This window comes from Flavobacterium frigoris (assembly GCF_900111075.1).
Lineage (GTDB): Bacteria > Bacteroidota > Bacteroidia > Flavobacteriales > Flavobacteriaceae > Flavobacterium > Flavobacterium frigoris.
Genome location: NZ_FOFZ01000002.1, coordinates 371,862 through 382,670, shown reverse-complemented (window position 1 = coordinate 382,670; position 10,809 = coordinate 371,862). Strand labels below are relative to the sequence as shown.

Genomic DNA, 10,809 nt, shown 5'->3' with positions numbered 1-10,809 from the left:
TATTATGAATATACCAGCAGATTTAAAGTACACTAAAGATCACGAATGGGTTAGTTTAGAAGGTGATGTTGCAACTGTAGGAATCACACATTTCGCTCAAAAAGAATTAGGGGATATCGTTTATGTTGAAGTGGAAACTTTGGACCAGACTTTAGAAAAAGATGAGGTTTTTGGTACTGTAGAGGCTGTTAAAACAGTATCGGATTTGTTCTTGCCTTTATCCGGAGAAATTATTGAATTCAATGACGCTTTAGAAAGTACTCCGGAAGCAGTAAACGCAGATCCTTATGGTGCTGGTTGGATGATAAAAATTAAAGTTTCAAATGTTGCAGATTATGATTCTTTACTTTCAAGTGAGGCATACAAAGAACTTATATGTGCTTAAACAAATAGTATTCTGGATTGCTTTATTATGGACAGGGTTGGTTCTTTTTCTGTGTTTAGTTCAGTCGAATAAGATGCCTGTCGTAAATATTGAAAACTTAGATAAAATAGTTCACGCTTTCTTTCATTTCGTATTTACATCACTTTGGATTTTGTTCTTTAAAACACAAATAAAAGATCCGGATAGTTATAAGCCATATATTATTTCATTTTTGTTTTCTGTCCTTTTCGGAATTACAATTGAAATCATGCAAGGTCAATATACTACAACCAGAAAAGAGGACGCACTAGATGTAGTAGCAAATATGGTTGGAGCAGTTTTAGCTGTGTTTTTAATTTTTTTATATTTTAGAAATAGGCGTTTAAATAAAATCTGATACAAATAGTAATCCCACTTCGGTGGGATTTGTTTGTTTTAAAGAGGTATTTCTTTTTGCTTTACAATTTAATTTCCCTCAGATTTGATTAGTTTTATTGGACAGTCATTTTGCTGGTCTAAAATTTGGGTAGATAGCTATGGTGGTCGCTTTTAAAAGTATTTGTAACTATAAAACTTATGCCAATTTAATATGTATTTTTGTAATTTATGAAGATATCAATTATAGTTAAATCAGTAGAAAAATGAACATCAAAAAATATTTAGATTCGACTTATTTAAAAACGGCGGAGCAGGCAGGGCTTAATCAAGAAGATAATGTAAAAATAGTCGAAGGGTTTATTCAGGAAGCTATTAATGAGCATTTTAAATTGATCATGATTCGTCCTAATATGGTTTTATCAGCTAAACAAATGGTTTCTGAGGCTGGTTCGAATTTACAAATTGGAACGGTTATCGATTTTCCGGAAGGGAAGTCAGCTATTGCCGTTAAATTAGTTGAAGCAGAAAAGGCAATTCAGGACGGAGCAGATGATTTAGATTTTGTCTGTAATTATGAAGCGTTTAAGAATGGTAATATTGATTTGATTAAAGAAGAGATTTTGAAAGGAACTCAACTTGGTATCGAAAACAATAAAGTGGTAAAATGGATTATTGAGGTTGCTGCATTGAATGATGAGCAGATTGTACAATTGACGGATTTGATAAAAAAGGTTGTAGTTTCTAATTTTAAGGAAACTAGTTTTTCCTCGGTATTTGTTAAGTCTTCAACTGGATTTTTTAAAACGGATAATAATTTGCCTAATGGGGCGACAATACCGTCGATTATTTTGATGTTAGAAAATGCGATACCACTATCTGTGAAAGCCGCTGGGGGAGTTAGAACCTACGAAGAGGCGGTTGAAATGATTAAGTTAGGAGTGAAGCGAATAGGAACGTCAGGAGCAAAAACAATTGCTAACGGAGAAAACACCAACATTGGATACTAATTATACAATCAAAATAAATATGGAAAAGGGTTTGTTAACTTTAATTGCATCATTTCTTTCTTTTTTTACCTATGCACAAGATCTAGATTTATTAGAGTCGAATCGTTCTCCTGAGCGTTTTCCTGTTTTTTCAATTTGTAAGAATCTGGAGAATAAAGAACTGGAAAGCTGTTTTTATGATGAGGTTCAAGAGTTTGTCTTTCAAAATTTTGTTATTCCTGAAGAGCTTGTGGCAAATAATTTTCAGGGAAATGTAAAAGTGCTTTTTGAGGTAGATGCAACAGGTATTTTCAAAGTAATCTATGTAAATGCAATTGATGAAGAATTAATTAAGGAAGCGAAGAGAGTTTTTGCCAAGTTTCCTAAAATTAGTCCGTCAACTTATAATGGCAAGTCAGTTTATTCAAAATACAATATCACGATTTCAATTCCATTAAAAAGTGCTGAATCAAGAGCTTCAGAGGCATTGGCTCGTGCCGAAATATCACAAAGTAATACAAAGCAACTAACGGAATTAGATAGTATTGTTTATAAGAAATACAATAATCCGGAGTATGATAGTCATTTAAATATTCCATTCTCACATAGTTACTACGCACAATTTGATGGGGCGTTAAATCGAGTAGGAAGTAATAACCACACTGCTTCAAAGCCGTATACTTATGCTGAGGTTTCAAAGTACTATGATATTAAAGAGGTAAATGAAAAACTCAAGAAAAATGTTGTTGGTTGGTGGGCGAAAAAGTTGTGGAATGAAAATGCAGTTGAAATCCAGGGAGACGGCTATTGGTTGTCCTTAAACCCGATATTGGATTTGCAAGTAGGTAAAGCTTCTGGTAGCGATGTTTCTTATACGTATGTCAATACACGCGCGATTAATTTTAGAGGAGGGCTTGGGGATAAACTAAATTTTTCTACCACTGTATTTGAAAGTCAGGGACGTTTTGCAGATTATTTTAATCGGTATGCTGAATCGATAAAGCCTGCCGGTGGTAACCCTGCAATTATTCCTGGAATGGGAATTGCAAAGGATTTTAAAACTGATTCCTATGATTTCCCTTTGGCGGAAGCTAATTTAACATTTTCGGCAAGCAGGCATGTCGATTTGCAATTGGGTTATGGAAGGAATTTTATCGGAGACGGGTACCGCTCGTTGATGGAGAGTGACGGAGCAAGTCCGTATCCTTATTTTAAAATAAACACTAATTTTTGGAAAATTAAATACACTAATACGTATATGTGGCTGAAAGATGTGCGTCCCGAAGTTACTCTGGAGAGAACCTACGCGACTAAGTTTATGGCAAACCATTATTTGAGTTGGAATATTTCCAATAGATTGAATCTTGGTTTCTTCGAATCAGTTATTTGGACCAATACAAATGACAGGGGCTTCGATGCTAGTTTTGTTAATCCGATTATATTTTACAGGTCAGTTGAGTTTGCCTCTTCTGCCAGAACTGGAAATGCGTTATTAGGGCTTACATATAAGTATAAGTGGAGCGATAAAGTTAATGTTTATGGTCAGTTTTTGTTAGACGAATTTTCTTTAGGAGATATAAAAAAGCGAGATAACAGTTGGAAAAATAAATACGGGTATCAGTTGGGAGTCAAATACTATAATGCATTCCATGTTGATAATTTATTACTGCAGTTTGAATACAATCATGTGCGGCCCTATGTGTATTCTCATAGTGTGCCAATTACAAATTATGGACATAATAATCAAAGCATCGGCCATCAGTGGGGTGGAAATTTCAAAGAATTTATTGCAATTGCCCGCTACCACAAAGGTAGGTATTTTGCTGATGCAAAAATCACTGCGGGTACCCGTGGCTTGGATTTTGACAATGCTGACGACAGTTTTAATTATGGTGGAAATATTTATAAAGATTATGATGAAAAACGACCATTTGATAGCGGTGTGAAAGTGGGGCAGGGGAATAAAACGTCGCTTTTTATAGCGGATATTCAAGGAGGATATTTAGTAAATCCGACAACTAATTTAAAGATTTTTGGTAGTTATATTTATAGAAGTTTTGATCCTACAAAGAATACCGCAGCTACATTCCGTGAGAGTACTAATTGGTTCACCTTAGGACTACGCGCAGACGTTTTTAATTGGTATTTTGATTATTAGAAAAGGTTTGAATTAACGGTGTTTAAATTCAAAAAAGGAGCTTTTGTTTAGTAATTATTCGGAAGTATTTTTTTTATATCAATATTACTTTAAAAAAAATCTAAATTCTTCATTCTAATTTCTATCTGTAAGTTGTACCTTTGCAGCAGTTTTAAAAAACCAAATGAAAACCGCATTGAATAGTACGTCAAATACATTTTCCCTTAAAAGAGTTTTTCTTGATTTTAAAGAAATCACGAAAGCGGGATTGGCTATAAGTGTCTTATTTTCCTCTATCGCAGGATATTTTTTGGGTTTTAATAGTGAACATCCTTTTCAGTGGTCTGTATTGATAATGCTTGCCATAGGAGGATATTGTATGGTGGGAGCTTCAAATGCATTTAATCAAGTGATTGAAAAAGATTTGGATGCGTTGATGGACAGAACTAAAAATCGCCCTGTTCCTGCAGGAAGAATGTCTACTTTTTCTGCTTTAGTTGTTGCGAGTTTGCTTACCATAATAGGAATTACATTACTATATATGATCAATCCTAAAACAGCAATGTTTGGCGCGATTTCTATATTTTTATATACTAGTGTCTATACACCGTTAAAGACAATGACGTCGTTATCCGTTTTCGTGGGCGCTTTCCCTGGTGCTATACCGTTCATGTTAGGATGGGTTGCGGCAACGGGTGATTTTGGAATAGAAGCGGGAACGTTGTTCTTAATTCAGTTTTTTTGGCAATTTCCTCATTTTTGGGCAATTGGTTGGTTTTTGTATGAAGATTATGAAAAAGCTGGTTTTTTTATGTTACCAACAGGAAAGAAAGACAAGGGTACTGCTTTGCAAGTTATTTTATATACGATATGGCTTGTTATAGCTTCATTGTTGCCTTCGTTAGGATATACCGGGAAGTTGTTTATATCTCCTGTGGCAGCAGTAGCAGTTTTTTTATTGGGTGTTTGGATGTTGTTTTATGCAGTGAAACTCTATAAGTTAAGAACAGCAAAAGCAGCTAAAACGTTGATGCTGGTTAGTGTTGCGTATATTACTTTGTTACAATTCGTATATATAATTGATAAATTTTTGAGATAGTTATGGAAGTTACAATGACAACAGAAGAGTATAAATCTAGAACGGCAAGATCATACAAATTGATATTGCTGTTTGCTATGGTCAGTATGACCATGATGTTCGCTGGTCTTACTAGTGCGTTTGTGGTAAGTAAATCAAGAGTAGATTGGTTGAAAGATTTTGAATTGCCAACAGCCTTTTATTTTAGTACTATTGTGATAATTGGGTGTAGTGTCACGTTTCACTTGGCTAAAAAATCGATTCAAAAAGACAATAAAAGTGCGACTACTACATTTCTTTTTGCTACTTTAGCATTGGGAATTTTGTTTATAATTTTGCAATTTGTAGGTTTTGATCAGATAGTACAACAAGGGTACTATTTTACAGGAAGTGAGAGCTCAATTACAACTACATTTCTTTATGTTGTGACCGTGGTGCACTTAATTCACCTTGCAGGGGGGTTAATTTCATTGCTAATTATAATTTATAATCATTTTAAACAAAAATACAATTCGAGTCAAACTCTTGGAATAGAACTAGGTGCAATGTATTGGCACTTTCTTGATTTCTTGTGGATTTATTTATTTGTATTTTTATATTTCTTTAAATAAGAAAAAAACGTAAATTTGGGAACTTTTTAACGAATAACTTTTATGGAATCGACAGTTACTGCTGGGAATAGCGAAGAAAAAACTTGGGGAGGCGGCAATGAGCCAATGGGAGCAAGTTATGGTAAATTAATGATGTGGTTTTTTATCGTGTCAGATGCCTTAACGTTCTCTGGATTTTTAGCCGCTTATGGTTTTTCTAGATTTAAATTTATTGAGACATGGCCGTTGGCCGATGAAGTGTTTACTCACTTTCCATTTATGCACGGTGTTTCTGCACCGATGTATTATGTGGCATTGATGACTTTTATTTTGATTTTTTCATCTGTAACAATGGTTTTGGCTGTTGATGCAGGTCATCAAATGAAAAAAAACAAGGTTGTTCTTTATATGTTTTTAACAATCTTAGGTGGAGGGATCTTTGTAGGGTCGCAAGCTTGGGAGTGGAAAAACTTTATCAAAGGGGAATATGGTGCTATCGAAACAAAAGGAGGTAGTTTACTTCAGTTTGTTGATAAAGATGGGCATCGTGTTGCGCTAGCTGATTTTGCTGCAACTTTGCCAGTAGAAAGAGAACAATTGACAAGAAATAAAGGAAAGTGGTTCATGAGTGAGCCTGCTTTGCCTACTTACTCTATTGCAGAAGTTCAAGCAGGGTTTAAAGCGCATCCTGGACTTCTTATTAGAACGGAAGTTATTTATGAAGCAACTCCAGAAACTAAGGTTGATGCAAAAATAAATCACGACTTAAGTAAATTTAAACAAAAGACGGTTTTAACAAGAGAAGAGTCTGAGTTAAGGTTGACTCAAGCGTCTTATGTTGTTGAAGGGGCTAACTTGGTTAGGAATGAATACGGTAGTAAGTTATTTGCTGATTTCTTTTTCTTTATAACAGGATTTCATGGATTTCACGTTTTTTCTGGTGTAATTATAAATATCATTATATTTTTTAATGTACTTCTTGGAACTTACGAGAAAAGAGGGAGTTATGAAATGGTCGAAAAAGTTGGTTTGTACTGGCACTTCGTCGATTTAGTTTGGGTATTTGTATTTACGGTTTTCTATCTAGTTTAATTTTCAAAAATTATTATTATGTCACACGAACACGAATATGTTTCAAATACCAGTAGAATCTGGAAAGTTTTCGGAATATTATCTATGGTTACTATCGTAGAAGTTATCTTAGGTATTCTTAAGCCAGATGCATTACACTTGAGTTATCTTTTAGGGTTAAGTTTGCTTAACTGGATTTTTTATGGCCTTACATTATACAAAGCATATTATATCGTTTACGCTTTTATGCATATGGAGGGTGAAAAAGGCGCTCTAAGATATTCAGTTGTGCTACCAGTAATATTTTTAGTTTTATATTTACTCTTCATTCTATTGACGGAAGGTAATTATATTTATGGGGTTTTTAAAGATTCGACCATTAAATGGAATTTTTAACAATATATTAATTCAAAAAAAGGGTATCCGTCGCGGCGGATGCCCTTTTTTATTTTATTTTTGTACCTTAAATGACACCTTCATTATAATGAAAAAAAATATCGTTCTTTTTGTTCTTTTTATATTGCCTATAGTGGCTTATCTTTTTTTTGCTTCTGGTGTAAATGGTTTTACTAAATTACCCATTATTACCCCTAAGGTGAATGATTTTGGAAATTGGCAATCTTTAGATGGAAAAAAAGTTTCTTTAGATAATAAAATAACAATTTTAGGTTTTGGCGGATCTAATCTTTTGGAAAACCGAGGTAATCTCTTCAATCTTAATGAAAAGATATACCAGCGCTATCATACTTTTAAAGATCTTCAGTTTGTCATGCTTTGTCCTTTGGGTACAGAAGATGACGTTAAAAGCATTTTGGATGCTTTAGACGAATTTACAGATGTATCTCAATGGCATTTTTTGTTTACCACTCCTCAAGAGATTAACTCTTATTATAGTCAATTAAAATTAGTTGGAGAGTTAGACGCGCATTCTGGAACTCCAGACGTTTATATCTTAGACAAAGCGAGAAACCTTAGGGGAAGAAAGAAGGTGAAAGAATATAAAGAAGGCTACAATACTTTTCATCCTTCGGAACTTAGTAATGAGATGTTAGATGATTTTAAAGTGATCCTTTACGAATATCGAGCAGCACTTAAGAAAAATCACAATGCTACAAAGCAACTTTAAATTTAGGTTATATGTTTAAAAATAAATCATACATCGGGATTTCGTTTATTATTCTTGTTTTTGGAATATATGCAGTTCCTAAAATAATATCGCGAATACAAAATAATGAAGTTGTAAAAGGAGACCGTTTAGACAAGGTTGAAATGACAAACGCAACAGATGAGAAGTTAATCAAAATAGGTCCGGCACCAAAATTTGAATTAATGAATCAAGAAAACATGAAGATTACAAATGATAGCTATAAGGGCAAGGTTTATGTTTTAGAGTTTTTCTTCACGAGTTGTCCTTCTATTTGTCCAAAAATGAATCAAAGCATGTTATTGATTGAGAAGAAATTTTTTGGTAATCCAAATTTTGGTATAGTATCGATCAGTATTGATCCTAAGCATGACACACCCGAAGTTTTGAAAGAACACGCCAAATTTTTGGGTGTTAGATCATCAAATTGGAACTTCTTGACCGGTGATAGAGATTATATTTATGATTTGGCTAATAAAGGTTTTAATCTTTATGCAGGAGAAAATAGTAAGGTAAATGGAGGCTTCGAGCATTCAGGTCTGTTTGCTTTGATTGATAAAAACGGAAATATCCGGTGCAGAAAAGACGACTTTGGGAATCCTATCTTGTATTATGATGGTTTGGACAAAAAAGGAGTTAGAGATATTCAACAAGATATTAGTGTTTTATTAGAAGAATAAATAAGATGAAAGAACAAAATTTAGAGCAGAAATATAATAAGTGGATAATAGCAGTATCCATCATCATACCGGTTGCAGTTGCGTTTCTTTTTGGAGTGAAACTAAAAGATTTTGGTTACAATGTGGAACCTCTTTCTTTTTTACCTCGTATTTATGCCACTACAAATGGTGTTACGGCTATTTTATTAATAGCTGCTGTTATTGCAATTAAGAACGGTAATAGAAGGCTTCACAAATCATTGATGACAAGCGCTATTGCTTTGTCTGTGGCTTTTCTTGTAATGTATGTTGCTTATCATATGACTTCTGATTCTACCAAATTTGGTGGAGAAGGCATTATAAAGTATGTATATTATTTTATACTAGTGACACACGTCATATTGTCAATTATAATTATTCCTTTAGTTTTGATTACGTATGTTCGAGCTTGGGCTCAAGTGTTCAACAAGCATAAAAAAATAGCTCGCATTACTTTTCCTATCTGGCTGTATGTGGCTGTTACTGGTGTTGTCGTTTATTTAATGATTTCGCCTTACTATGTCAGATAGAATAACAGGAAATAAAAAACTGGAAAAAAGAGTTATGAAAAAGAAAGTTACAATACTAATTTTTATCGTTTCTTTATTTTTTTCTCTTAATGTTGAGGCACAATGTGCCATGTGTAGAGCTGCATTAGGAGGTAAAGAGAATAATGTGCAGGCGCAGGCAGTGAATGACGGTATCGTTTACCTGATGGCGATTCCTTATGTTCTGGTTGTGGGTATTGGTTATGCTGTGTATCGCATGAGAAAAAATAAAAAAACGGACTAAGTCAGATTGTTTCTATTTTAGTCCATCAATCGAAATATTTATTTCCCCATTTACTTTGATCAAAGCGATTATAGCATTGTTTGTTAATTGCACTTTTTGGAATCGTAGGTCTTCGACCTTTCCGTTTACAAACACACCAGGCATTGGAGAGTAATTTTTCAGATAGCTTGTTATTGTGTTTTTACCAGCGTCTAGATTACTTTGGATAGAATAGCGACAGCTCTCTTTTATTTTGCGAAGAACTAATCCTTGGGCAAGCCAGTTCGCCGTTCGCATTAATTTATTTTTAGTATCTAAAACGTAATCCAAGTCGTTAAAAGATATTTCTTTAGACTTGTCGTCGTACTGAGGAAAACCGGCTAAGTAAATTTTTCCGTTTACAGACCCTGATAGATCTAGAGCAATAACCATTTTGCCGTTTTTGTGCCAAATTGTAACATCCTGTACTTTTACTTTTTTGCCACCTGATTCAAATTCTTGCCCGGCAAAATTTTTCTTCATTATTTTAGAAGCATCGTTGTAGGTAGATACGGTAACAATATTAGCTGTAATCTGATTTGGAATTTTAGTAACAGGTTTTAAAGTTATTTTGTTCAAATCAAATTTTGATGCGGGTTGTTGACCTATTATAGTTTCTATATTGCATTTCATACCCATTTGTAGTGAAAATTGATCATTCTGTAGTTTCGAGGTGGTAGTATAGATTTCCAAAGGAACTATTCGTAGCCAACTTTCATAGTCCTCATTCATTTGAAATGGCATACAAATTTTTTCTAAGGCGGTTAGTACATTTGGTTTGAAATCCATTGATTTTCCCACTGCTTCATCAATTTTGCGCTCTATTTTAGACTTGAATAGTTTTATTGCTGGGTTGATTAGATAGGTAACAGGAATGTTTTTTCCAAAAACAGTTGTGGTAGGACTTTCATTCCAGTCTAAAGAACTCAGTTCTGTTTTGGTGTTTAATTTCCAATTAGTCAAGCTAACCTCACTTGTTAATATCACCACTCCGTTAAGGTTGAACTCTTGGGTTTTGTAGAATTCGGTACCTAGTGTCTTTGTGCCTATTCTGTATTTAACTAAAACTTTTAGGGGTAACGTAGTTTTTATTCTGTCTCCTGACTTTTCATTGGTATTTTCGATGGTTATGGGGGCTAACTTCCATACTTTTATTTCTATATTGTCATCTTCAATGTTGCTATCTTCGTAGATTAATCCGTTTAAAAGTGCGTTACTTTGGTTTTCAATGTCTTTAAGCTTAACGGTAATTGGCAAAGTAATAAAAGAGGGAGTATTTTCATACACCAAAGGACTTGCATCGTCTGGTTCCGGTTTTAAGGAGCTTATTTTTTGCGAGGGAGAGCAGCTAAAGAAAAGCATGAATGTGAATGCGGAAAATAGGAATGAAGTACGTTTTAGCATTTGTAGTGATTTGAGGCTGCAAAATTAGTGAAACAAATATATTTTTTTGTTTTTTTGTAACAAAAGCATATTTTTAATGTCTAATTAATTTTATATGATAGGCTACGTTCATCAAGATTTTGTATTTTTATTCGAAATTCAAGGAATGA

The 10,809-nt window shown here is 33.9% G+C and carries 13 protein-coding genes; 12 read left to right on the top strand and 1 reads right to left on the bottom strand.

Features of this window, described 5'->3' with window-relative positions; all coding sequences use genetic code 11:
* The first annotated feature begins 4 nt into the window (after positions 1–4).
* The 12 genes from gcvH to BMW63_RS04825 all read left to right on the top strand — a co-directional run bounded on the left by gcvH (position 5) and on the right by BMW63_RS04825 (position 9,238).
* Positions 5–385 carry a glycine cleavage system protein GcvH gene (gene gcvH / locus BMW63_RS04880; protein WP_074722082.1) on the top strand — a complete coding sequence of 127 codons (381 nt, stop codon included), beginning with the start codon at positions 5–7 and terminating at the stop codon, positions 383–385.
* Positions 378–761 carry a VanZ family protein gene (locus BMW63_RS04875; RefSeq protein WP_074721785.1) on the top strand — a complete coding sequence of 128 codons (384 nt, stop codon included), beginning with the start codon at positions 378–380 and terminating at the stop codon, positions 759–761. Before gcvH ends, BMW63_RS04875 begins: the two co-directional genes overlap by 8 nt.
* 244 nt (positions 762–1,005) lie before the next feature.
* Positions 1,006–1,749: a deoxyribose-phosphate aldolase gene (gene deoC / locus BMW63_RS04870; RefSeq protein ID WP_074721780.1), complete on the top strand. Its 744-nt coding sequence runs from the start codon at positions 1,006–1,008 to the stop codon at positions 1,747–1,749.
* 19 nt (positions 1,750–1,768) lie between these two features.
* Complete coding sequence (locus BMW63_RS04865) at positions 1,769–3,886, top strand: capsule assembly Wzi family protein (RefSeq protein ID WP_074722080.1); 2,118 nt, start codon at positions 1,769–1,771, stop codon at positions 3,884–3,886.
* A 175-nt stretch (positions 3,887–4,061) separates the two neighbouring features.
* Positions 4,062–4,964, top strand: a complete 903-nt coding sequence (cyoE, locus tag BMW63_RS04860; protein WP_175460261.1) for a heme o synthase — start codon at positions 4,062–4,064, stop codon at positions 4,962–4,964.
* Positions 4,965–4,966: 2 nt separating this feature from the next.
* Positions 4,967–5,554 (top strand): cytochrome c oxidase subunit 3, encoded by a 588-nt coding sequence (locus BMW63_RS04855; RefSeq protein ID WP_074721773.1) that lies wholly within the window; start codon positions 4,967–4,969, stop codon positions 5,552–5,554.
* A 42-nt stretch (positions 5,555–5,596) separates the two neighbouring features.
* Positions 5,597–6,625, top strand: coding sequence for a cytochrome c oxidase subunit 3 (locus tag BMW63_RS04850; protein ID WP_074721771.1), 1,029 nt, complete (start codon positions 5,597–5,599; stop codon positions 6,623–6,625).
* A gap of 18 nt (positions 6,626–6,643) precedes the next feature.
* Positions 6,644–7,000: a cytochrome C oxidase subunit IV family protein gene (locus tag BMW63_RS04845; RefSeq protein ID WP_074721769.1), complete on the top strand. Its 357-nt coding sequence runs from the start codon at positions 6,644–6,646 to the stop codon at positions 6,998–7,000.
* Positions 7,001–7,088: 88 nt separating this feature from the next.
* Positions 7,089–7,730: a hypothetical protein gene (locus BMW63_RS04840; protein WP_074722078.1), complete on the top strand. Its 642-nt coding sequence runs from the start codon at positions 7,089–7,091 to the stop codon at positions 7,728–7,730.
* A gap of 11 nt (positions 7,731–7,741) precedes the next feature.
* Positions 7,742–8,428: an SCO family protein gene (locus tag BMW63_RS04835; protein WP_074721767.1), complete on the top strand. Its 687-nt coding sequence runs from the start codon at positions 7,742–7,744 to the stop codon at positions 8,426–8,428.
* 5 nt (positions 8,429–8,433) lie between these two features.
* Positions 8,434–8,976 carry a DUF420 domain-containing protein gene (locus BMW63_RS04830; RefSeq protein ID WP_074721765.1) on the top strand — a complete coding sequence of 181 codons (543 nt, stop codon included), beginning with the start codon at positions 8,434–8,436 and terminating at the stop codon, positions 8,974–8,976.
* Between the two features lie 34 nt (positions 8,977–9,010).
* Complete coding sequence (locus BMW63_RS04825; protein ID WP_074722076.1) at positions 9,011–9,238, top strand: hypothetical protein; 228 nt, start codon at positions 9,011–9,013, stop codon at positions 9,236–9,238.
* A gap of 12 nt (positions 9,239–9,250) precedes the next feature.
* Here BMW63_RS04825 and BMW63_RS04820 read toward each other — a convergent pair whose 3' ends face one another.
* Complete coding sequence (locus BMW63_RS04820) at positions 9,251–10,660, bottom strand: DUF4403 family protein (protein WP_074721763.1); 1,410 nt, start codon at positions 10,658–10,660, stop codon at positions 9,251–9,253.
* Positions 10,661–10,809 lie beyond the last annotated feature (149 nt).